Source organism: Rhodothermus marinus (genome assembly GCF_009936275.1).
Taxonomy (GTDB): Bacteria; Bacteroidota; Rhodothermia; order Rhodothermales; family Rhodothermaceae; genus Rhodothermus; species Rhodothermus marinus_A.
This window is the reverse complement of sequence record NZ_AP019797.1, coordinates 278,031-302,529: the sequence shown is the minus strand read 5'-3', so window position 1 is coordinate 302,529 and position 24,499 is coordinate 278,031. Positions and strand designations below refer to the sequence as shown.

Annotated in this window: 14 protein-coding genes; 3 read left to right on the top strand and 11 right to left on the bottom strand. The window is 64.9% G+C overall.

Going from position 1 to position 24,499, the window contains the following annotated elements:
* The first annotated feature begins 47 nt into the window (after positions 1-47).
* Positions 48-500 (top strand): LA_3696 family protein, encoded by a 453-nt coding sequence (locus GYH26_RS01410; RefSeq protein WP_161540186.1) that lies wholly within the window; start codon positions 48-50, stop codon positions 498-500.
* A gap of 57 nt (positions 501-557) precedes the next feature.
* Here the strand turns inward: GYH26_RS01410 and GYH26_RS01405 are convergent, their stop codons facing one another.
* From GYH26_RS01405 to GYH26_RS01355, 11 genes are all read right to left on the bottom strand, one after another.
* Positions 558-2,393: a glycoside hydrolase family 13 protein gene (locus tag GYH26_RS01405; RefSeq protein WP_161540185.1), complete on the bottom strand. Its 1,836-nt coding sequence runs from the start codon at positions 2,391-2,393 to the stop codon at positions 558-560.
* Positions 2,394-2,428: 35 nt separating this feature from the next.
* Positions 2,429-5,401, bottom strand: a complete 2,973-nt coding sequence (locus tag GYH26_RS01400) for an alpha-amylase family glycosyl hydrolase (protein WP_161540184.1) — start codon at positions 5,399-5,401, stop codon at positions 2,429-2,431.
* Positions 5,402-5,593: 192 nt separating this feature from the next.
* The gene (locus GYH26_RS01395) at positions 5,594-7,645 is read right to left on the bottom strand and encodes a T9SS type A sorting domain-containing protein (RefSeq protein WP_161540183.1); all 2,052 of its coding nucleotides are present in this window, start codon (positions 7,643-7,645) and stop codon (positions 5,594-5,596) included.
* Positions 7,646-7,690: 45 nt separating this feature from the next.
* Positions 7,691-8,731 (bottom strand): PorV/PorQ family protein, encoded by a 1,041-nt coding sequence (locus GYH26_RS01390; protein ID WP_242006529.1) that lies wholly within the window; start codon positions 8,729-8,731, stop codon positions 7,691-7,693.
* 5 nt (positions 8,732-8,736) lie between these two features.
* On the bottom strand, positions 8,737-12,534 hold the full coding sequence (locus GYH26_RS01385; protein ID WP_161540181.1) for a hypothetical protein: 3,798 nt from the start codon (positions 12,532-12,534) through the stop codon (positions 8,737-8,739).
* 13 nt (positions 12,535-12,547) lie between these two features.
* Positions 12,548-15,406, bottom strand: a complete 2,859-nt coding sequence (locus tag GYH26_RS01380; RefSeq protein WP_161540180.1) for a TonB-dependent receptor — start codon at positions 15,404-15,406, stop codon at positions 12,548-12,550.
* Positions 15,407-15,436: 30 nt separating this feature from the next.
* Positions 15,437-17,119 (bottom strand): peptidyl-prolyl cis-trans isomerase, encoded by a 1,683-nt coding sequence (locus GYH26_RS01375; protein WP_161540179.1) that lies wholly within the window; start codon positions 17,117-17,119, stop codon positions 15,437-15,439.
* Entirely contained in the window at positions 17,116-18,171 is a 1,056-nt protein-coding gene (locus GYH26_RS01370; protein ID WP_161540178.1) for a LacI family DNA-binding transcriptional regulator, read from the bottom strand. Before GYH26_RS01370 ends, GYH26_RS01375 begins: the two co-directional genes overlap by 4 nt.
* A gap of 236 nt (positions 18,172-18,407) precedes the next feature.
* Positions 18,408-19,523 (bottom strand): flavodoxin-dependent (E)-4-hydroxy-3-methylbut-2-enyl-diphosphate synthase, encoded by a 1,116-nt coding sequence (ispG, locus tag GYH26_RS01365; protein WP_161540177.1) that lies wholly within the window; start codon positions 19,521-19,523, stop codon positions 18,408-18,410.
* A 39-nt stretch (positions 19,524-19,562) separates the two neighbouring features.
* The gene (locus GYH26_RS01360) at positions 19,563-20,468 is read right to left on the bottom strand and encodes a rhomboid family protein (protein ID WP_242006527.1); all 906 of its coding nucleotides are present in this window, start codon (positions 20,466-20,468) and stop codon (positions 19,563-19,565) included.
* 70 nt (positions 20,469-20,538) lie between these two features.
* Entirely contained in the window at positions 20,539-21,201 is a 663-nt protein-coding gene (locus tag GYH26_RS01355; protein WP_161540176.1) for a rhomboid family intramembrane serine protease, read from the bottom strand.
* 143 nt (positions 21,202-21,344) lie between these two features.
* Between GYH26_RS01355 and GYH26_RS01350 the strand changes: the two genes are divergently transcribed.
* Positions 21,345-22,094: a UDP-2,3-diacylglucosamine diphosphatase gene (locus GYH26_RS01350; RefSeq protein WP_161540175.1), complete on the top strand. Its 750-nt coding sequence runs from the start codon at positions 21,345-21,347 to the stop codon at positions 22,092-22,094.
* A 25-nt stretch (positions 22,095-22,119) separates the two neighbouring features.
* Entirely contained in the window at positions 22,120-24,471 is a 2,352-nt protein-coding gene (locus GYH26_RS01345) for a penicillin-binding protein 1A (protein ID WP_161540174.1), read from the top strand.
* Positions 24,472-24,499: the final 28 nt, after the last annotated feature.

The window sequence follows — 24,499 nt, the reverse complement described above, 5'->3', positions numbered from 1 at the left end:
CACAACATCACAAGTTCTGCAAAAGTAGCTGCTGATCGCCAGGTGCCATGGCCATTCTGACCGTTCCTAAAGTGCTCCGCGAAAAACTCGGCGACGATGGCGTCGAGGCGCTCATCGCGCTTTTGAACGAAGCGGCCCATCACGAGCGCAACAACCTGCTGGGCATCCTGGAGGAACGCTTCGAGCGGCGGGTGACGGAGGAAGGTAAGCGGCTGGAAGTGCAGATAGCCGAGACGGAAAAGCGTCTGGATTATCGAATCACGGAGGAGGTGGCCAAGCTGGACAACCGGATCACCGAGGAAATTGCCAAACTGGATAACCGAATCACGGAGGAGGTAGCTCGGCTGGACCGTCGCCTCACCGAAGAAGTCGCTCGTCTGGAGACGAGGTTGAGCACCCAGATGGCCGCAACACGCGCCGACCTGATCCGGTGGATGTTTATCTTCTGGGTGGGACAGATCGGAACACTCGTTGCCCTCCTGTTTGCCTTTCTCAGGTAAACAGGATTTTGTGCTTTATTCCATCCAGTATTTAGCGTAAAGGATTGCCGTTCTTCCTCACTGCCCGGCCAGCACAAGGCCGCTCAGCGGGGGTAGCGTCAGACGAAGCGTATCGGCTGTGGCGGTGACGGCATAGCCTTCGGACACCGTCGCCAGTCGGACCTGGAAACGCTCCGCTTCAGGCAACGACAGGGCCACCTCCCGCGCGTTTTCCTCCCGGTTGAGCGCCACCAGCACCTGCTCGCCCGCCAGCGCCCGTCGGAACACGAACAGCCCGCCGTCGGCCACCAGCACCTCGAACGTACCGCGACGCAGCGCGGCCGACTGCTTCCGCAGGGCGATTGCCTGCCGGTAGAAACGAAAGAGCGTGCTGTCGAAGCGCACCGGATCGGGCCGGCGCGGCCGCCCCAGCGGATCGGACGCCTCGTCGGCGTAGGTCAGCTCGGGCCAGACCATGGGCTTGCGATCGTCCGGGTCGTCGGCACCCCACATGCCCGCCTCCGTGCCATAGTAGATCATCGGCGCGCCCACGTAGGTCATCTGGAAAAGCGCCACCAGGCGTTGAATGGCCTGGTCGGTGGCATCAGGCGCCTGCACGTCGTAATCCGGGTTGTGACGCGGCGAGTTATCCCGATCGTAGCCGAACTGTTCGCGGTGCACATCCGCCGGATCCCGGTTGACGATCATCGACGCCAGCCGATCCGTGTCGTGCGAGTCGATCAGGTTCTGCATGGCGTACTGCACGGCCACCGGATAGCGATTGCGGCGTTCGTCGAGCAGGCGGGCAAACTCGGGCGCCTCCAGTCCGAAGTCGATCAGAAACGCCTTCACCGGAAAGGCAAACGCATAGTAGTTCATCGTGGCCGAAAAGCCGCCCTGCACGATCATCTCGCTGGCGTCCTGCCAGAGTTCGGTGACCGTGTAGGCGTTCGGATTCAGCTCCCGCACGTAGGCGTTCCAGTCAGCCCAGAAGCCCACGGGCACCTCGTTCGTCACGTCGAGCCGCCAGCCGTCGATGCCGTCGGACGGATCGCCATCGCCGTCGGGGTCCATCCACCGAGCCGTGGCGTGGAAGATGTAGCGTTTGGGGCCGGGATGCAGGTCGGTGCCATCCTCGTTGTCGGCAAAGACAGGGAGCGTCTTGACGCCCCACCAGCCCTCGTAGTCGAACTCGTTCGTGTCGGGGGTGGCCGGGTCGTCGAAGCTGTAGACGATGTACCAGTCCCTGTAGGGCGAGTCCTGCTGACGGCGGCGCAGGTCGGCGAAGGCGAAAAAGTCGCGGCCCGTGTGGTTGAACACGCCGTCGATGATCACGCGGATGCCGCGGGCATGGGCTTCCCGGATCAGTCGCAGAAACAGGCTATCGGCGGCCGTCCAGTGCCAGGTGTTCGGGTCTTCGGTTTCCTGCGCCATGAGTGCCAGGTCGCCTTCCGGATCGGGCCCGAAGTACGGGTCGATGTGGTGATAGGTGTTGCCGTCGTACTTGTGCAGCGAGCGGGCGTAGAAGACCGGGTTGAAGTAGATGGCCGTGATGCCCAGCTCCTGCAGATAGTCGAGTCGATCGATCACGCCCTGCAGGTCGCCGCCGTAGCGCCGGTGAAAGACCGCATAACTTTCGTAGAAGTCATCGCCCATTTCCCGTTCCCAGTCGTCGCGGGCGTACCAGTCGCCGGTCCAGGGCGAAATCCGCCACGAGGGCGGCGCCTCGGGCAGCGCGGGCGGATACTCCAGCGATTCGCGGGTGGGATCGTTCGTGGGATCGCCGTTCCAGAAGCGCTCGGGGAAAATCTGGTACCAGACGGCATCGGCCGCCCAGTCGGGCACGCGGGGACCGGAGGGACGCTCCGGCGCGCATCCGATCAGCAGCAGTGCCAGCAGCAACAGGCGTCGCATGGGGCAAGGTCTTCTGTGCAGAAGATGGTCGATCTTCAGGGGGCAAACAGCACCGGTCGGGTTTCCGCGTGGCCGCTGGCTTCGAGCCGCACCAGATACAGCCCGGCCGCCAGCTTTTCAGGCGTCCAGGTGATCGTGTGCCGTCCGGCCGCCTGCAGGCCGTCCGCCAGCGTGGCGATCCGACGCCCCAGCAGGTCGTAAACGGCCAGCTTCACCCGCATCGGCTCGGGCAGCGCGTAGTGAAGCGTAACCTGTGTGCGAAACGGATTCGGAAACGGCGCTTCCAGCCGCACGCGCTCCGGCCGCACCGACACGTCGCCCGAAGCAAGGCCCACGGTGATCAGGCCCGGCTCGGCCTGCCCCACATAACGGTTCGTGTAGAGCCGGAACTCGCCGGGCAGCAGTTCGATGCCTGTATTCGGATCGTCGACCACCAGCGAGTCGCCGTTGAAGTAGTCGTACCAGGTGCCCGTCTGCGGGAACGTGGGCGTGACCACCAGCGGCTCCAGGCCGAAGTTGCCCACCACCACAACGCTCAGCTCCGGATGCGTGAGCGAGAGCCACCGACCGGGCACGCCGTGCTGCAATCGCATGCGCACCTGCGTCTCCGGGCTGCGGAACACGGCATGTTCGCGCCGGAGCCTGAGCAGCTCGGCCCAGGTCTTGTACAGCTTCATCCGGAGCGGATCGTTGCGATAGTCCCAGCGGATGGGCTTCGGATCGATACGGCCGGGTGCAATAGACGGACAGCTATCGCCCGCGCCTTCCAGGCACTGCTCGCCGCGCTCGCCGTAGCCATAGCCCAGCTCGCCGAACTGCCAGATCATTTTCGGTCCGGGCACCGTGAAGAAAAACGCCCCGGCCAGCTTCATCCGATCCAGCGCCACGGGCAGGCTCCGCACGTCGTAGGATCCCTGCCGCGCTCCGTAGGCCCGCATCCGGTACATGAGCCACTGCTCGTCTTGGCTTTCCATGTAGGCGATCAGGTTCGGCGTCGGGAAACCCCGGTTTTTGTAATAGATCGTGGTCAGATCGGACGAAAAGTTCGGGTCGTTCAGGTACCCCGTCACGCTCTGGCTGAAGGCGCGGTTCAGGTTGTGCCAGAGTAGCATCCCGGCGCGTCCACGATCCTGCCCGTAGGCGGCCAGTTCTTTTTCTTCCTGATTGTCCGCAAAGTGCTCCAGAATGATGTAGGCCGTGGAATCGACCGCCCAGATCGCATCGGCCATGCGCTTGAGCAGCCGGATGCGCGAGGCGTCGTAGGCGCTCCAGGCACCGACGTCGTTGTCGGTGTATTTCTGCGTAAAGCCTTTCGAAAGGTCGAAGCGGAAGCCGTCCACGCGGAATTCCTCCAGCCAGTAGCGGTTGGCCCGGTCGAGCCAGTACTGAATGTAGGGGTGCTCGTGGTTCAGGTCGTAGAATACGTTGAAGGGATGGCGGGCGGGGATGTTGATGAAAGGATTGTCTGCGGTGGGGCCGTAGAGCTGCACCAGCGGCGAATTGCCCGTGGCATGGTTGTAGACGACATCGAGGATGACGGCAATGCCGCGGCGGTGGCACTCGTCCACGAAGCGCTTGAGGTCGTCGGCCGGACCGTAGTACTTGTCGGGCGCCAGATGAAAGGCCGGGTTGTAGCCCCAGCTGATGTTGCCGTCGAACTCGGCCACGGGCATCAGTTCGATGGCGTTGACGCCCAGGCGCTCCAGGTAGTCGAGCGTGTCGATAAGCGTGGCGTAGTCGTGCTTCGCCACGAAGTCGCGAAGGAGCAGCTCGTAGATGACCAGCTCGTGCGCGGGCGGCCGCTCGAAGTCGGTCACCTGCCACTGGTACTGTGGCGCGCCGGGTTGCAGCACGGCCACGATCCCTTCGGTCTTGCCGGTCGGGTAGGGTTTCAGGTTCGGGTACGTGCTGCTCGGGATGAACGGATCGTTCCAGGGATCGAGCACCTTGTGCGCGAACAGATCGGCCAGCCGCAACTCGCCGTCGATGAAATACTGGAAAGCGTACTCCTGCCCCGGCGTGAGCCCTTCGATGGTGATCCACCAGTGGACGCTGTCGGGCCGCGGTGCGTCGCGGTACATGAAGTAGGCCGGGTCCACCTCCCAGTTCGTGAAGTCGCCGATCACGTAGACGAACGACTTGCCCGGCGCATAAAGCGAGAGCGTGACCCGTGTGGGATCGTTCGGGTCGTAGTTGATCCCGTCTTCGATGCCGGGCGGACGCGGCCGGTCCTCGACGGCAGGGTTGCGAACGGCGTAGAAGGCGGCTGTATCGGCTTCGCCCAGCGAGTTTTCGGCGATGGCCAGCACGTCGAAACGACCGGGCACGTTCAGCGTCAGCGTGTAGCGAAGCGTGTCGTCGGTGGTCTGCGCTACTTCGACGCCTTCGACCAGCAGGCGGAAGGCCGTCAGCGTGGCGCCGGCCCCCGGATCGGCCACGGCGACGACCTCCACGCTGGTGTCGCGCGGTGCGATGAGCGGTCGCAGCGGCGTCACGCTCGGCGCGGCAAACGTGACGGCCAGACCGGGCGGCGCCACGTCCACGAAAATGTCGCGGCCGCCCACGTCTTTGCCCTCACGCGAGCCGTCGGCATTCCGAAAGACGAAAGCCAGCTTGAGGATCTGCTCGTCGTAGATGTTGTCCCACGGCGGCGCCCCGGGCGGCGGCGTGCCCGAGTAATCCTGATAGTAGGCGCGAATGTCGGGGATGTGCAGGCGATAGAGGTCTTCGCCGATGCGCTCCATGCGGATGTCCGCACGGTTTTCGCCCCAGTCCGCTTTCACATAGCGCCAGTCGGTGTCGGTGCGGCTTTCGTTCGTGATGACGCCCGTGTGCGCGTAGACATCGCCCGTGTAGCCGGCCAGCCCGCCCGTGCCTTCCTTCGCATTGAAGTAGATCGTAACGGGCCGGTCCACGCGCACCACGGCGGGATCGGTCCAGACCACCTGTGCCAACGCAGCGGTCGCGCCATACCAGAACAGCAGCGCAAACAGCCAGAACCTGCGCATGACTTTCGGATTTTTCTTCACGAATTCGCCCATGCCTGTATAAGCGGCGCGCCGTCTCCCGGCGCCACTTCGGCTGCGCCTTCGTGGCTTGCACCAAACAGTCTTCAGAAAAAATCGGGCGGGGTCGAGGCGGCCGGACCTACGGGTATGGGTATGTATTGCCCCGACCCCGCCCATTTCATGCACCCGGGCTTACCGGACGATCATCATCTTGCGGGCGAAGATGCCCGAAGGTGTCTCCAGTCGGTAGACGTAGATGCCGCTCGAGAGCCCGTCGGCGCGGAAGGTGACCCGGTAGGTGCCGGCCGGCTGCACCTCGTCGACGAGCGTGGCCACCACGCGACCCAGCAGGTCGTAGACGCGCACGCGCACGGGCTGCGTCTCGGGCAGCGTGTACTCGAACGTCGTGCGGTCCGCGAACGGGTTCGGGTAGTTGCGGCTCAGCGCGAAGCGCTCGGGCCGCGTGCCGTCGATCGGCTCGACGGCCGTGGGCGAGGTGCCGGCCGGATAGCAGAGGTCCTGCACGTCCTGCGGCAGCGAGGCCACGTCGGCCGTCGGATTGCACTCGAACGGCAGCAGGCCGCTTTCCTGAAACTGCACCAGCGGCATCGTGTATTCGGTCGGCCAGTTCTTGGCCGCCGAGGGCAGGATGTACTGATAGCGACGCCGACCGGGATCGAATCCGCCTTCCCCTTCATCCACGTAACCATCCACCACGTTGCCATAGCGGTAGCGGAAGCCGATGCCGTTGTAGGTCGGACCGGTCACCGTGAGCGTGCCCGTGTAGATCAGGTCGCCGTCGTCATCCGAGAGCAGCAGCGGCTCCAGGTCGCTCAGACCCAGCGGCATCGCCTGCGTCAGCCGCCAGAGCGGATCCTCGAAGACCACATAGACGCTGTCCTTTTCCGGATCGAAGGCCCGCTTGACCTGGAAGTTCAGCGCCGGGCTCATGTCGACCTGGAAGGTCACGTCGATCTGCGTGCCCTCCGGAATCACGTTCCCCTCCCGCACGTCGTTGAAAAACTGCACACCCAGATCCAGCGGGTCCTCGCCCGTAAAGACGAGCCGACGGTTGCTCCCACCGTAGTCCAGCGGTTCTTCCCAGCCCTCCGGCCATCCTTCGGCCTCAAAGTCCACGTAGAATTTGTAGTTGAATTCCGTATTCGGGAAGTTGGTGATCGGAATAGAGGTCGTGTACTGGGTGGGATCGACCGACTCGAACAGGGCGCAGTCGTCCGGGTTGCCGGCATCCAGACAGTTACCCCAGCCGTTGAAGTCGCCCCGCACGATGAGCGTGTCGCCTCGCTGCTTATCGAACAGTCCGGCGTTCACCAGCGGGTCGATATCCACGGTGAAGATCACGTTGGCCGTCACGCGCTGCTGGCCCAGCAGGTCCACCGGCTTCGTATTGCCGTAGTAGACCCAGTGCAGCGTCGTGTCTTTGTCGGGGATGACGAACGACCGGTTGCCGCTCAGATTGCCTTCTTCCCAGCCGTTGGGCTCGATGAAGAACTTGTACTCCTGGGTCGTGCCTGCCAGCGAGGCCGGATAGTAGGCCACACCGGAGAACAGATGGTAGCCGGGCATGTTTTTGTCGCTGGACTCCCGCTGCAGGATTACCCGGGTCGTGCCCCAGTCCAGCGGACCGGCCCCGTTGAGCGGATCCCCCCGCACGCCCACGACGATGCTGTCGGCGTTCGGATCGTAGCCATCGGCCGCGCCTTCCTCGGTACTCACGTAAACGCGGAACCAGACGGCGATCGTGTCGGGTTTCTGCTGCCAGGGCCGCCAGTCGTAGGCAAAGTCCCCACCTTTCTCGAAGAAGTGGAGCACCAGCGTGGTGTCGCCTGTACCGGCCGCCAGTACGTGGTTACCACCATCTTCCCAGCCGCCGATGCCGGTCGCCTCGGCCTGCGAGGAGAAGAATTTGAACTGCAGTTCTTCGTTGTCGGGGATCTGGAAGCTGATCTCCCAGTAGTCCCCGCCCACGTTCATGGGCTTGAGCGTGGTCTGATCGTCCCAAGAGATCACGTTGCCGTCGGGCAGCGTGAAGGGCCAGTCCTGGTTCGTAATCTGGCCGCGCACCTGGATGAGGCCGTCGGCCGTGCCCGTCGTGTCGGGCAGCGTGGCCGTGTTCAGGCGCAGCGTGACGGTGCGCTGCGCCAGCGCCTGGCCGGCCATCAGCACCGCCGCCAGGAGCAGCAGTGCCAGGCGGCCGCCGATTTTTGTGGTAGCGCTTACCATGGCGGTTTCACCGGTTTGGTTGTTGGGGTCTGGTTCGGGGTATGGTCAGAAGCCGACCATCAGCGTAAAGCGGTTGACGCCGTTGAAATAGCGCCAGCCTTCGTAGGCGTAGTCGAAAGTCACGTAGAAGGCACCGAACCGATAGCGCAGGCCACCGCCCAGCGAGAACGTGTGGGCGCTGTCGGTCAGAAACAGCTCGCTGTAGCCGCCGCGCAGCAGGAGCAGGTCGCCCAGCAGCCCGAGCTCGGCCCCCACGTTCACGTACTGGCTGCTGTTGCTCGGGCTGAGCGCATCAACGGCCAGCGTCAGCCGGTAGCCGTCGCGCTGCCAGACCTCGCCGGCCAGCCCGATGCGCATCGTCAGCGGTAGATCGAACGGGTCGGTGCGCAGCTCGGCCCGGTTGCTCGTGTTGTTGCCCCGGTTGTTCGGATCAATGTCGACGATCGTCAGCAGGTCGTCGCCGCGCATGCGCATCTTCGTGCCGAAGTTCGTGATGGCCGCCCCCAGGCGAATGCCCCGGAACGGCGTCACGAACAGCGTCCCGATGTCGAGCGCCAGTCCGCTGGCCGTCGAGAAGGAAATGCGCTCGGTGATGAACTTGACCGAACCGCCGATCGAGAACCGGTCGGTGAGCGCCCGCGCATAGCTCAGCGCCACGGCATAGGAGGCGGCCGTGAAGGTGCGTCCGGTGCCCTCCTGCTGCTCGACGGTGGTTTCTTCCATTTCCGGCGTGCGCACGGCCGTCACGCCGATACCTACCGTGCCGGCGCCCAGCGGCGTCGCCACGGCCACGTAGTTGACCGAGATGTCGGCCAGCCACTGCGCATATTCGGCCGTGAAGGTGCCGCGCGTCAGCCCGGTCAGACCGGCCGGATTCCAGTAGATGGCCGTCGGGTCGTCGATCGTTGCACTGACGGCGCTACCCATGGCGGTAGCACGCGCTCCGATCGGAATGCTCAGAAACTCTGCCGCGGCCGTACCGGCCCGCGTGACCGTGCGCGTCTCGCTGGCAAACTGCGCCTGCGCCACGCCGGCGGTCAGCACCAGCAGCCAGAGCATTGCCGCAATCGATCTATGTCCACGCATGGCGCTCATTTGATGATGGCAAAGGTTCCGGTTTTTTCGCCGATGCCCGGCGCTTCCACGTGGTAGAGGTAGACGCCGTAGGAGACCTCGAGCCCGTCCTCGGTGAGCAGGTCCCACACGAGCGTTCCGTTCATCAGCGAGGCGGCATCGAGCCCATCGTTGGAGCCCTCGTTCAGGCGAAGCGTGCGCACCAGCCGTCCGCTGATCGTGAAGATGCGCACGGTGGCCTGTGGCGGCAGGTGGATGAAGTGGATGGCCCGCGGGCCCCGCCCCGTCGTGTAGGGGTTCTGCTGCTCGAAGCGGTTCGTGGCGATGTACGGGTTGGGTACCACGCGAATCTGATCGAGCAGCGAGCGGGCGGCCTCCCGATCCACCGTCGGTCCTCGGGCCGTGAATTCGAATACGTCGGATGAAAGGAACGGCTTGCGCGTGATCAGCGTGGCCACGTCGCCCTGCTGCGGATTGCGCCGCCCCGTCTGTGTGATGTCGAGCGAAATGCGCCAGGTGACGCCCTCGCCGCCGCCGGGCAACGGTTCGATCAGCACCAGGTAGTCGCTGGCCGGAGGATTGGCTTCAGGGCTGGCCGTAAAGCGCGCCGGGGTATCCGACAGAATGCCGCCGTCCGTGTTGTCCCGATCCAGGAAGGCAAATTTCACTTCCTGGCCGGTGGAAATATTGACCACCCGGACGTTCGTGGGCCGCGCCGGGATGGTCTGCGCCCCGATCCGGAGCGGCTCGGACATCACCTCGCCGTCACCCACAATCTCGACCCGATAGTCGGCCGGATTTCGTAGCCCCTTGATGAACGGCGGCTGCACGAAGGGCTCCATCACCGGATCGTACACGTCCGGGTTGTTCCAGCCCGACTTTGTGCGGTCCTGCACCACGTAGGGATCCGGGAAGAAGATGAGCTGGAAGCCGTCGACGATGGGCACCTCGCGGCCGGGCTTGAAGGCCGTCGAGCGACGGATGAGCGTGTCGGGGTTGTCCGGATCCGTGATGTCGATCAGCGAGAAGTTCTTCGTCGTGAGCGTGTCGGGCGCGGTGCGCGTGCCGGGGATCAACGTGTCCTCAAACACGACGCGATAACGCGCCCCGTCGCGCACGGCCCGCGGGTCGATGATCTGATAGCCGATGCGGCTGGTCGTAAAGCCCTGCACGCGCGGCAGGAAGCCGTCGACGTTTTCCAGCTCGGCATTCCGGTAGCCGGCCACGGGCGCCGTGGGCGTCACGCGCACCACGTTCGGGCCGGTCTCGATCGTGCCGTCGGGCAACCGCCGGATGCGAATGGGCGTCTCGGTGGGGGCGATGTTCGCCTCGGCCGCGCCGAAGTCGTAGGCCGTCACGGCATAGTAGTAGGTGATGCCGTTCGTGACGGTCGTGTCGACAAACACGTGCCGGATGCCGGTGTCGTCGCCCAGGTAGAACTTGATCCCGTTGATGTCGACGGGATGGAAGCCCCGGATGCCGTCTTTCAGGTCGAACTGGGCGATCGGCTTGCGGAAGGTCAGGTTGCCGAAGCCGTCGGTGATGACCAGCGCGTCGAGGAAGGCCGGATCGGTGGCCCGGTAGATCCGGTAGCCCTCGAAGTCCCGACCGTTGAGCCCGATGCTTTCCAGATAGGAGTCGACGGACTCCTCGGCTTTCGAATCCCAGTAGAGCGTCACGCGGCCGTCGCCCGGCACGGCGACCACGGTGGGTGTCAGCGGCGCCTGGGCGAACTGGTAATCCTCCGAGTAGGCGCTCAGTGCGTAGTCGCGGCCCTTAAGCGCTTCGGTTCGATTGGCCGCCAGCACGATGGCCAGCGAGATGCGTTCGATCTGTCCGGCCCGGAGCGGGAACAGCCCGCTGGAGACGGCCAGGTCGTTATCGCCGGCAGGCGGCCGCTCCAGCTCCAGCTCGCCGGGCAGCATGAACGTGTTGAAGAGCGTCTGGTCGGCCGTCTGCGTCAGGTTCAGCGAGCCGGCCGGAAAGACCTGCACGTTGGTGATGCCGATCTGGTCCGACTCGGCCACGTCGGTTTTGTCGATGTTGCGCTCGCCGGGGAACGGCGTGCCGGCGCCACTGGTGGGCAGCCCGTCGGCCTCGCCCGGATCGCCAGAGTAAGGCACACCGTCGAGGCCTGTGTCGTCGCGGAGCGGATTCCAGTCGCCGTCGTTGTCGAGTCCGTCGTCGCGGCGCTCGTCAATCATCTCGTCAATGCCTTCGTCGATCCCCTCGTCCACGGCTCCGTCGCCGTCGTTGTCCACGCCGTCCGCATAGCACCTGCCCAGATCTTCCGGCCCCACGTCGTACAGAATGATGTCGGTGCCGGGCAGGCGGTAGCGACGGTAGGGATCGGTGGCGGCCGCGTCGATCATCTCCTGCGTCACACGCGGCGAGCCCGGCTCGGCCAGAATGTGCCCCTGTGCGTCGCACGTGTTATCGTTGTCGATTCCGTCCTTGAAGCCATGCCCCACGTCTTCCTGGCCCACGCCCACGAGGTGCACGATCGGCCGACCATTGGCACGCTGCTGAAGCGGATCGGACTCCGGATTCGGCGGCCAGCGGTTCCAGCGATCACCAGCGGCAGCCAGCACCATTTCGGGCGTCACAACAGGGCTCCCTACTTCTCCATCGTCGTCATTGTCAATGTAGTCCGCATAGCCCACGCCCGGGCTGGAACCCTGCTCGGCCTGGAAGGGCACGTGCGAGGCGTTCTCGTCGATCAGGCCATTGTTGTTGTCGTCGATCCCGTTCAGCGGGTTTTCGCCTTCCAGGAAAGCTTCGGGCACGACGGGGCTGTTACATTCGGCCACCGAGCAGTCCGGGTTGCCCGTTGAGCCGTCGGCGTCGTTGTCGATCCGGTCGATGCCGTTGCCGGGCGTCTCCAGAAACGTGATGGCCGCCACACCGACGGGATCCGGCCCGAAGTTCTGGTCGCCCACCCCGTCGCGGTCGGTCATGAAGGCGACGTCTTCAAGAATGTCGAAGTAGGGAATGTCGTCGCCACAGTCGCCACCGACACAGTCGGCCAGCCAGACCGTAAAGCCGACGCGTTCCAGGTCTTCGGTGCCGTCGTTTTTGACCTCGTAGAGCAGAAAGACGACGTCGTCGATCAAGATCTGCGTCCAGGCCATGTAGCGGGCCTCGACGATCAGCCCCAGTCCGCCACGCGAGGGATCGGTCGAGTCGGGCCGGTAGGCGTTCAGGTAGCGGTCGTACTGGTCGTCGCCCGCTTTGAAGAAGAACTCCTGGTCGGCGTTGAAGATGTTCTTGCCAAAGAAACCGTTCCACGAGCCGCGCCAGCCGGGATCGTTCTTGTCGGCCAGCTTGTCGGGCCAGAAGGGTGGCCAGCTCTCCGGGTCGTCGCTCTGCGCGATGCCGTATTCGCTTCCGGCCGGGTTGACGTAGCCTTTGATAGGCTCGAACGTCCAGGAATTCGTACCGCCGAAGCGATTCTGGCGGAAGTCGGCCACATCGACGATGTAGAGCGTCTGACCCGGGTTGCTCCCCACATTGGCCTTCACCTGCGCGCCCACCCAGAGCTGCGTCAACGACACGTAGATGCGGCGCGTGTTTTTGGGCCATTCGTACCAGAAGTCACCGGGATTGCCCGACTGCGCCGTCTGGAGCCAGTTCGTGATCGTGGCGCGGACGTTGTTGCCGTCGATGTCGTCGCGCCGACGCTCCAGCGGATCGACGCGTTCTTTACTGGGGACGTGCCCGCGCTCGATTGTCTGGGCACGTACCACGCTCCGGCCGGCGGCTCCGGCCAGCAGGATCAGGACAAGGCCATGGATCAGAAGTAAACGCTTACGCATAGCGGTTACACTTTCAAAACTGCAGTTCCAGTCCTACGTGAAGCCGTCGGGGCTCGCTGTAGTGTTCGGGCCGGACGAAGTAGCCCGGATCGAACGAGGCAGCCTGCTGCTGGGGCAGCGTCACGTCGGGCCGCCCCGTGTCGCTGAAGACGGCCACCGGGTTGCGCCGATCCAGCAGGTTGTACACCTGCACGAACAGACGCGGCCGCACCCCGGCGATCTCGAAGTCCCGGTAGGCGTAGAGGTCCACCTGCCAGGTGGACGGCATGCGGCGTGCATTGCGCGGAAAGGTCGGGGGCACGTCGGGTCCGGCGATGGCCGCTTCGGGGAACGACGGCGTGTAGGGGAAGCCGGAACCCCAGACGCTCACCATCGAGGCGCCCCAGTTCTTTCCGCCCAGATAGAAGGCGGCGGCCACCTTGTGCCGCTGGTCCCAGTCGAGCGGCAGCAGCGTCAGCGCGGGCTGCTGGTTGTTCAGCCGCGCGAAGAATTCTTCGTCCGGGTTCGAGTTGGAGCCCTCGGCCACCTGGTAGGTGTAGCTCACGTCGAAGCCCCAGCCGTGCTCGAAGCGCCGCGAGAAGGTGGCCGTCACGCCGCGCGTGCTCGCATAGTCGCGGTTCGTGTAGATCACATAGACGACGCCGGGGATCTCTGTCTCGATCGGGGTGGAGGTCGAGACCCAGTCGCGTACGTCCCGATAGTAGGCCGTCACGTCGAACAGGAAGGGACCCAGCCCCTGGCGGAAGCCGATCTCGTACATGACGGTCCGCTGCGCGTCGAGGTCCGGGTTGCCGTAAGGCCCGTACTGGCCCGACTGGTTCTGAATCTTGTAGCCGTAGCCGGCAAAAAGCAGGTTCAGCGTGGGAATCTGGAGAAAGTGCCCGTAGGAAAAATGCAGCACGCCGGTCTCGGTGATCGGGTAGGAAATGCCCAGCCGAGGCGAAAGCTGAAACTTGGGCTTCGGATACTTCCACCAGAACGCCTCGCGTTCTTCCAGTGTGTAGCGATTGTCCTCGCGTTCCTCGTCGACGGTGATCACGCCGTCGCCGTTCAGGTCTCTGTAGATGTGGATTTTCTTGAAGGGAAAGTAGATGTTCGGGTCTTCAGGATCGGCCGGGACCGGTGTGCGGGCGTCGAAGTAATCGAAGCGAAGCCCCACGTTCACAATGAAGTCCTCGAATTCGATCTTGTCCTGCACGTAGGCGCTGGCCGTAACTGGCGAGACGTCCTCGTAGTGCTGGTACCGCGGGGACGTCTCGGGCGGGATGGCCGGCCGGAAGGGCTGGATGACGTTGCCCTCGGCGTCGGTGGCCGGAATCAGGCTGAAGGCCGTGAAGTCCAGCCGGTCGATGCGCACCTCGGCGCCGAGCTTGACCAGGTGGTTGCGCGCCACCTGGCTGGTCAGGTCGGCCTTGGCAAAGTAAGCCTGCGAGGTACGCTCGAAGTGGTTCATGTCCATGCCGCCGCGGGCGAAGCGTCCTCCACCCGTCACGTAGGGTACCCAGACACCCGGCGCGACTTCGATGGAGTCCGGCGGCAGAATGGCCAACCCGTTGTAGCGAGGATCGAGCGGATCGTCGAATCGCCGGCTCCAGGCGTGCCGCCGGAAGGTGGCCAGATGGACTGTGTAGAAGGTACGGGAGCTGAGCAGGTGCTTGAGCTGCAGCTTCAGGTTGTAGCCCAGGTCGTAGTTGCGCGTGCGACCGTCAGGATTCCAGCGCCAGTAGAGGTCGTAAGGCCGGCTGCGCGTGACCGAGCCGAGGCCGATCAGGTTCAGAAACAGGTTGGGCGTCACCTGGAAGCGCAGGTTACCCTGCCAGCTCAGTTTCGAATAGGTGTTCATGGGCACCAGCGACGAGTCGCCGTAGGTGCCGTCCATGTTGAACATGCGGGCGCCATAGAGCCAGCCGTCGTTGTGGAAGTAGCGGACGAGCCCGAAAAGCGTCAGCCGTGGCGTGAAGATCGGCCCCTCGAGCGCCGCCTCGAAGTTGTAGTAGTGCGTGGGATTGATCGGCAGATAGCTGTAGGGATCGACGTCCCGGTACTGAATGCCCTGCCGCGTGTAGCGCTCCACCTCGACGCCGCGCAGGTAAGCCTCGCCCCCTTCGCCGAAGACCAGGTAGGAACCGCTGTAGGTCTTGATCGAACCGGCCCATCGGTCCGAGCGCCCTTCTTTCGTCACCACGTTGATCACGCCCGACATGGCGTTGCCGTACTCGGCGTTGAAGGTGCCCGAGATGACCTGCAGCTCCTGAATCCCTTCGTTTTCGAGCTGCACGGCCGTCGAGCCGTCGAAGTTGTCTGTGACGGGCACGCCGTCGACCATGACCACGACCTCGCTGGCGCGGCCGCCGCGGATGTGCAGGCCGCCCCGCTCGGTCACGCCCGCCTGTAGCGTCAGCACCTGGCTCACCTCCTGCACGGGCAGGCGGTCGATCGTCTCGGCCGTCACGCGCGCCTCGGAGCTGGTCAGGTCCTTGCGCACGGTGATCGGCGGCGCAACCACCACGATCTCTTCGCCCTCGATCACCTCCTCGCGGAGCGCAAAATCGACGCGCGTGGTCAGGCCGCTGCCCACCTGCACGCCCTCACGGCGCTCGGTGGCATAGCCCACAAAAGAGGCCACGACCGTATAGGTGCCCGGCCGCACGCCGATGATCACATATTCGCCGTCGACGTCCGTGGCGGCTCCCAGCGTGGTGCCCTCGATGTAAACGCTCACACCGGGGAGCGGCGCACCCGTGGCCGCATCGATGACGCGGCCGGTGATTTTCCCCGTGGTCTGTGCCAGAGCCGAACCGATCAGCCCACCGGCCAGCAGCAATCCACCCAGAAATGTAAGCGCTTTACTTACAATCGCTTGCGTTTTCATGATGGCCTGTAACAACGCGGTTGGTCCCATTCAGGCGTCGGTGGGGGATGTCAGGTGTAGCGTGTCCAGTCGGGCCAGATGGCGCGTGATCCGGTCTGCGTGACGCGCGGCCAGTTCTGCCAGGTGCTCCTGCCAGCGTCTGCGCGCAAAGAAAGGCCGGAGCTGGCGTTCGATGAGCGGCCGCGCCTCTTCGAAGGTCATGGGGCGTTCGGGCTGTTCAGCACCCACTCTCAGCAGCACGTAGCCGTCGGCAATCCGCAGCGGTCCCAGCACCTCTCCCTCGCCGGCGGCAAAGACGGCCTTCCCCACCTCACCCAGTTGTGCTTCGGCCACGAAGCCCAGATAGCCGCCCGTCGCCGCCGCGCCCGGTCGCCGCGAGTAGCGCCGGGCCAGTTCCTCGAACGGCGTGGTCGCCAGCAGCGTCCGGATGCGCTGCGCCTCTGCTTCGGTGGGCACCAGAATCTCCCAGACGGCCCGCCGGGCGGGCATCCGGAAATCTTCCCGGTGCGCCTCGTAGAAGGCCCGCAGTGTGTCCTCCGGCACCGTGGCCCCGGACTCCACCTGCTGCCGCACATACCGGTAGAGCCAGCGGTCGAGCGCCTCCTGCCGGGCCTGCTCGAAGGCCGGGCTGCGGTGCAGACCGGCCGCGCGGGCGCGCTCGGCCAGTACGTGGCGAACGACCAACCCGCGGGCGAACTCCTGCAGCGCCTCTGGCGAGCGCGCGGCCGCCTCCCGTTGTGCCCTGCCTGTCAGCCGCGCCTGCTCCCGGAAGTCGGCCACCGTCCAGGTCACGCGCTCTGTGGGCGGACCGAACGTCAGCAGCGGCGCCTGGAGCCAGCCTTCCCGTTCGCCCTCTGCCTCCTGCTCCACACGACCCGCAATCCGGGCGTAGAGTCGCTGCAGCGTCGCCTCGTGAAAGCGAATCTGCAGCGAATCGGCCAGACTACGCGCGCAGGCTTCCCGGGCGGCCTGTTGCTTCCGGTAGCGCAGGTAACGCTCCAGCAGGGGCCGCTTCTGCGCAAACTCGGTCTCGGTCAGGATCGGCTTCGTGAACCGATCCATCACCTGAATGATCGAGTAGCCGTAGGCCGTGCGCACCGGCGGCGAAATCTCGCCCGGCCTGAGCCGGAAGGCCACGTCCTCAAAGGCCGGATCCATTTCGTCAAACGAGAACCAGCCCAGATCGCCGCCGCTCCGGGCCAGTGCGGTGTCGCGGAAGACCTCGGCGGCCAGCTCCTCGAAGGAGGCGCCGGCCTGAAGGCGCGCGTAGAGCGATTCGGCGGCCGCCCGGGTGGGTGCCCACAGATGGCGCGCCCGCACCTCGGTGTTGATGCGCACGAACGCCTCGGCCAGCTCCGCTTCGCGCACCCGTACCGTGTCGTAGAGCACGTGCCGGGCGTAGGCCTCCACGAGCAGTTTGGTCTCGACGGCCCGGGCCTCTTCTTCGTAGGCCGGGGTGCGATCCAGCCCCTGCTGCCGGGCCTCGTAGGCCACCAGGGCCTCCCGGATCATCTGCTCCAGAAACAGTCGGCGCAGCCGCGGGCTGTCGGTCTGGCCGGAGCGCAGCAGGTAGTCCAGGTACGCCTCCCGGAAGGCGTCGGCCGTGATGTGCACGCCCGGCCCTTCGGCCAGCAGCGTCTGCTGGGCCGAACCGGCGTGGCAGCCGGCCAGCCAAAGCAAACCCACAACGGCGATGAGGCCCGTAGCCTTCATGTCTGGTTTCGGGAGAGCGTTGCCGTTTCGGGTTGACCGTCCCGCGCGCCCGGCGCACAGGTGCGGCGACAGATCAGCCGGGGGGCGAAAACCGTGCTGGTCACCGGCAGCTCCGGCTCGGCAATGCGTCGGAGCAGCTTTTCAGCGGCCAGCTTCCCCATTTCGTACATGGGCTGGCGCAGCGTGCTCAATCCGAGGAAGCGACTCACGCGCAGGTCATCGAAGCCGATCAGTCCCAGGTCGTCCGGCACCCGGAGCCCGGCCTCCTCAATGGCGCGTAGCGCGCCCAGCGCCATGATGTCGGACACGACGAACACGGCCTCCGGACGGGGCGAGCGCTCCAGGAGTTGCTTCATCGCCTCGTAGCCCCCTTCCTCCGTGTAGCCGTGGTTGTGCGGGTCGGTGCTGGCGACGATCAGGTCCGGATCGGGCTCCAGGCCGGCCTCGCGCAGCGCCCGCTCGTAGCCGTGACGGCGTTCCCGTGCCGGGACCGAGTCGGGATGCGCCATGAGCAGTCCGATGCGCCGATAGCCGTGCTCGAGCAGATGGCGCGCCGCCAGATACCCGCCCTGCTCGTTGTCGATCGAAACCGAGTCGAAATCCGGATGGAACGAATCCACCAGCACTACAGGCTGACGGCTGCGCTGCAGGCGCTCGACGCGCTCCAGAGTGATCGGCGTTGAAAAAATCATCACGCCGGCCGAACGGCCCCGCTGCAGCGCCCGTTCCAGGTGGGCATCCACGTCCGAAAGCGTAGGCGCGGCATAGACCAGCAGGTCGAAGTTCGTCTCGGCCAGCCGATCCTGCAGCCCCCGCAGCACTTCGACGAAGAAATAGTTGGTCAGCATGGGGACGATGGCCGCCACCGTCTGCGCCTGCCGCCGGGCCAGGCTCTGAGCGGACACGTGGGGCTGATAGCCCAGTCGCCGGGCCACTTCCAGTACCCGCTTGCGCGTGTGCGGCGCCACACGGGGGCTGTTGTTGAAGACGCGCGAAACGGTCGCTATCGAGACGCCTGCTTCACGGGCGATGTCGTAGATGGTCAGTCCCATGCGCCGGGCATATTGATCCAAACTTGCGTAAGCGCTTACCAGTCTATAAGTAAAACATCGAAGCGCCTCCTGTCAAGCCCAACGCGTCGCTTCGGCAGAAAAAATTCTACCCGGACTCCGGCCTTTCATCTTTTTTTGACAGAAAGGCAACCTGCCTGTGAAACCGGGCATGTAAGCCAGCCGACCTTTCACACAATGCGTTTCCGCCAGCCCGACGACGTGGCGGATCGCCCCCGTCAAGAGGCATCCGCCTGTCCGTTCGCTTGTGCGGGCGTCTCGTCCGGCGTCTCCTCCCACTGCTCGATCGCTTCCAGTACGGCGTCGACGATCTGGTCCTCGGGTACCACGCGCACGACCTTGCCCCGGATGAACAGATGCGCCCGACCGCGCCCCAGCGAAATGCCCAGATCGGCGCCGGCCGCCTCGCCCGGACCGTTCACCGCACAACCCATCAGCGCCACGTTCAGGTTCTTCTTGAACTTGCGCGCCTTGACGGCTTCCTCGACGGCCTCCACGATCGAGAACAGATCGCCGGTCAGACGGCCGCACGTCGGGCAGGCGATGATGTTCACGCCCGGCGGACCCAGCCGCAGCGCCTTCAGAATCTGGTGCGCCACCTCCACCTCTTTGACCGGATCCGTGGCCAGCGAGACCCGGATCGTGTCGCCGATGCCTTCGGCCAGCAGCGCCCCGATCCCGATGGCGCTCTTGATGCTACCGCTGACGAAAGACCCGGCCTCGGTCACGCCGAGATGCAGCGGGAAGTCCGTGCGCTCGGCAATCAGCCGGTAGGCCTGGATCATGTAGTAGACGTCGGAGTGCTTGACGGAGATGACGATGTCCTCGAAGCCGTGTTTGAGGCAGATCTCCACGTGCCGCATGGCGCTTTCGAAGAGCGCCTCCGGCTTCGGGTAGCCGTACTTGTCGAGCAGGTCGCGCTCGAGCGAGCCCGAATTGACGCCGATACGGATCGGGATGCCCTTCTCCTTGGCGGCCAGCAGCACCTCACGTTCCCACTCCTCTTTGCCGATGTTGCCCGGGTTGATGCGCACCTTGGCCACCCCGGCCTCGATGGCCTTCAGTGCATACTGGTAGTTGAAGTGGATGTCGGCCACGATGGGCACCGGGCTGCCCTGCACGATGTCGCGCAGCGCCTCGGCGTCTTCCGGGCGCGGCACGGCCACGCGCACGATGTCGGCCCCCGCCTCGGCCAGCTGTCGGATCTGCGCCAGCGTGGCCTCCACATCGTGCGTTTTCGTGGTCGTCATCGACTGGACGGAGATCGGGGCCACACCACCTATCTGCACATTCCCGACCATGACGGGCCGGGACCAGCGACGCGGTCGCTCCATGATCACATCAGGGGTTGCGTTCTCGGTTGGCTCCGGGCTTCAACGCCGACTGGCTTCGTAAAGGATCCGCTTCTCTTCCTCGGTGAGCGAATCGTACCCGTGCGCACTGATCTTATCCAGGATGCGATCCACCTCTTCCTCCAGCGAGCGTTCTTCGGCCGAGCTGCTCCGCCCTTCGGCCGCAGCACCGCGCCGTTGTTCCATCCAGGCGCCCACCCGGCGCAGCATATGGCCGGTCTCGGCCGTGACGGGCTGCCGCCGACGCGCGCGGCGCGGCTGGAAGAAGATGCGCGCCCAACCGGCCAGATCGAGCCCCCGCTGCTCCGCCTTCGCATACAGAAAGCCGAACAACGCACCGCCCAGGTGCGCCCCGACGGCCGTGCCGCTGCCGGCCATGAACAGCACGTCGAGCGCCAGAAAGATCAGCACCAGGTAGAGCAACCGGATCGGCCCGAACAGAAACAGCGCCACGCTCTTGAACGGGTAGAGAATGGCCACGGCCATGAGCACGCCCAGCACCGACGCCGAGGCGCCGTGCACCAGCCCGCCGAAGGCGCCCACGTTTGGAAACAGCGCATGCAGCAGCACGGTGAGCAACCCGCCGCCGACGCCGGCGATCAGGTACAGCGCCAGGAGCTGGTGCGAGCCGTGTAGCTCCTCGTATTCGCGGCCGATCCACACCAGCCAGAGCATGTTGAACAGAATGTGCAGCAGCCCCCAGAAGCCCGGTTGCAGGTGCAGAAAGTTGTAGGTGACGAGCTGCCAGGGGTGCGTCAGGATGGCCGGCCAGTCGGGGTTCAGCGCCAGCTGCATCCACACAAACCGGCGCACGGCGTCGATGTGCATGAGCGCCAGGATCCACAGCAGGTAGACCCCCACGTTGATCGTCAGCAGGGCCCGCAACGCGGGCGGCTGCATGCGATACCAGACCAGAAACCGGCTCACGGATCGCTCAAGCTGGGTGGTTCCACGGATCTGCTGTTGTGTACTGCATGGACGGGAGAAAGGTTTTGCCTTACCAGTACAGCCGCCGCGACGGTCGCCAGGGCAGCTTACCCCGCCAGTACTGAATCAGCAGAAAGCCGAACAGCATGCCCCCCAGATGGGCAAAGTGCGCCACGCCCGACTGGGTGCTCGTCACGCCGGCCCAAAGCTCCAGCAATCCGTAGCCGATCACGAGCCATTTGGCTTTGATCGGAAAGAGAAAGTACAGGTAAATGGGCGTGTTGGGAAACATCATCCCGAAGGCCAGCAGGATCCCGAACACGCCGCCCGAAGCACCTACCGTCGGGTACACTGCCCCGCTGAGCGTGACGACAAGCAACTGCGTCAGGCCCGCCCCCACCACACACACGAAGTAGTACACGCCGAAGCGCCGGGAGCCCCAGGCCCGCTCGATCGGCACGCCGAACATCCAGAGCGCGAACATATTGAAAAAGAGGTGGGCAAAGCCGCCGTGCAGGAAGCTGTAAGTGATGAGCTGCCAGGGCCAGAAGTTCGGATAGAAATCCGGAAGGCCCAGCGGCCAGAGCGCAAACCATTCGATGAGCAGCCGATCGGTGGTAGGCACCAGTTGCGCCAGAAACACCAGGCCGTTCAGAATCAGCAGGTTCTTGACGACCGGCGGAAAAACCGCAAACTGCGTGGGCGGCTGATAGTAGTCGTAGTCGCGGTACATGATCCGTTGGCTGGCTACCGGTTGACAGACGCGCTTCCAACGCTTCAACCGCCGAAAGGGTGCGTCTCTGGAACCCCACCGACGGCTTGCGCGAACAAGGGCGGCGCCATTAACAATTTACGCGATCTATTGCATAGCTGCCCGTGGTCCTGTTTTTCGCCGATCTGCATCTGGGACGCGCCGATCCCGCTACCGAGCGTGCGGTCGAGCAGGCGTTGCTGGCCTGCCTGACTGCGCTGGCCGAGCGGGTGCAGCACCTGGTGCTGGTCGGCGACGTCTTTCATCACTACATCGAATACCGTTACCTTGTCCCCCGCGGCTTTGTGCGCTTTCAGGCGCTGCTGGCCGACTGGACCGCACGCGGCATTCCGGTCACCTACGTGGTGGGCAACCACGATCCCTGGCACCGGGATTATTTCGAACAAGAGCTAGGCGTACGTGTGCTCCACGAGGCAGCGGTCGTTCCGTTGCTGGGACATCGTGTCTTTCTGGACCACGGCGATCTGGCCATCGCCCGGCCGCTCGCACGCGTGCTGCGCCGCTTGCTCCGTCACCCGGTGCCGGTCTGGCTCTACCGGACGCTGCTGCCCGGCGATCTGGGGCTCGCGCTGGCGCGGCGCGTCACGCAGTGGCGGCCGGAACGGCTAAACCCGGTCACCGTCGAGCGACTGCGGTGCTACGCACGGCGGGTGCTTCAGGAAAAACGGGCCGACGTGGTCGTACTGGGCCACAGCCATCAGGCCGAGCTGCTCCGCTGGCCCGACGGGCTGTACCTGAACCCGGGCTGCTGGTACCGGGATCAGACCTTCGGGCTGCTGGAGGACAACGCGCTGTCCCTCTGTCGTTGGACCCCGGACGGCCCACAGACGTTGATCCGATACGCACTATCCTGAGCCGAAAAACGGCATCGATCGATCCATGCCTGATCGCTGGACGCACACCGAGGAGGAACTGCGGCGGTATTTCAGCGACCCGAACTTCCGGCACGCCCGGTTGCGGGACGACGGCCACGCGACAAAGAAACGCCGGGGGCTGGTTGGCTTTTTCTATCGGCGCTTTCGAGATCCGCGGAAGGCGCAGGCCGCCCTGGTGCTGAGCGTGCTGGTGGGGCTGATCCTGCTGGGCACGCTGGCGCTGGGCCTGTACGTGTGGTCACTTTCGGACGAACTGCCTTCCTTCCAGCAGCTCGATAATCCCACCTTCGAACTGGCCACCATCGCCTACACGGCCGACGGCAAAGAGCTGGCCCGCTACGCCCGCCAGAACCGCACCTGGGTTTCCTACGACGAGATCTCGCCCTACGTCATCCAGGCCCTGCTGGCTACCGAAGACCACCGCTTCTACGACCACTGGGGCATCGATCTGTTTCGCACCGCCTCGGCCGTGGCGCAGACGATCCTGAGCCTGGGCCGCGAGGTGCAGGGCGGCTCGACCATCACGCAGCAGCTCGCCCGCAACCTGTACAACGAGCAGATCGGTCGGGCGCAGACGATCGAGCGCAAGCTCAAGGAAATGGTCACGGCCGTCGAGCTCGAGCGCCGCTACACCAAGCGCGAAATCATCGAAATGTACCTGAACACGGTCGAGTTCGTCTACAATGCGTTCGGCATCGAGTCGGCGGCCCGCACGTTCTTCAACAAGCCGGCCCGGGACCTGAACGTGCTGGAGGCGGCCACGCTCGTGGGCATGCTGCGCAACCCGGCCCTTTACAACCCGATCCGCTTTCCGGAGCGCGCCCGCCAGCGGCGCAACGTGGTGCTCTGGCAGATGGTCCGGCACGGTTACCTGGACCGGGATTTCTTCGAAGCGCACAAGGACGATCCGATCGTCACGGACTTTCGCACCTCGGCGATTACGGCCAGCATCGCTCCTTACTTTGCCGAATACGTGCGACGCTGGCTCGTAAACTGGGCGAAAGCGCACGGCTACAACATCTACACGGACGGTCTGCGCGTCTACACCACGCTTGACAGCCGACTGCAGGAGCTGGCCCGTCAGGCCGTCGACGAACAGATGCGCGGCCTGCAGGCCGTCGTCGACTACGAATGGAGCCGCCGCAGCGGGTTTTTCCTGGGCCAGGACGTCAACCTGTACCTCCAGCAAAAGAACTACGAGCCGTTCGCCTACTACTGGTCCAGCAAGCGCGACACGGTCGATCAGTTCATCCGGGAGACGGAGCGGTACCGGCGCCTGGTGGCCGGCGGCGTGGCCCCCGACGAAGCGCTCCGTCGGCTCCGGGCCGACCGGGCCTTCATGGATTCGCTCAAAGCGGTCAAGACGCGTCTGGAGGCCGGTTTTGTAGCGATCGACCCGCGCAACGGCTACGTCCGGGCCTGGGTGGGCGGCCGCGATCTGACACGGGACTGGTACGACCACGTGGCCATCGCGCGTCGGCAGCCCGGCTCGACGTTCAAGCCCTTCCTCTACACGGCGGCCATCGACAACGGCTGGTCGCCTTACGACGTGCTGCCCGACAGCTCGGTCACCTACGTGGACCCGGCGGGAAACGTCTGGCAGCCCAGAAACGCCGAGGGGGAATCGACCGGCCAGCTCCTCACACTGCGTGAGGCGCTGGCCCGCTCGGTCAACACGGTTTCGGCCCGGCTGGTACTGCAGGTGGGCGCGCGCAACGTGGCCTTCTACGCCCGGCGCATGGGCATCAAAAGTCCGCTGGAAGAAGTGCCCTCGCTGGCGCTGGGCACCAGCAACGTGACGCTCCTGGAGCTGGTCTCGGCCTATGTCACGCTGGCCAGCGGCGGCCTCTACTACGAACCCACGGTGGTCACCCGCATCGAAGATGCCAGCGGCAACGTGCTCTACGAAGCCCAGCCGGTACCGCGCGAGGCCATCTCTGAAGAGACCGCCTACACGGTGGTCGACATGCTGCGTGATGTGATTCGCTACGGGACCGGCACACGCATCCGCTGGCAGTTCGGGCTGACGCGTTACGACTTTGCCGGTAAGACGGGCACCACGCAGAACAGCGCCGACGGCTGGTTCATCCTGATGCATCCCGAGCTGGTCACCGGCGCCTGGGTGGGCTTCAACGACCCGCGCGTCACGTTCCGCACGCACTGGTGGGGCCAGGGCGCCCACAATGCCCTGTTTATCGTGGGTGATTTCTGGCGACGCATGGAGCAGGCGCCGGACATCGAAATCAGCAACGCCACGTTCCCGCTCCCGATCGGCCTGCACATGCCGGGCGCCGACTCGCTCCGCCAGGAACGTCGGATTACGCCCGAGCTGAACCAGCGACGCGTGGGCTGGTAAAGCGTGCTGGCATCCGATCGACCGCTGC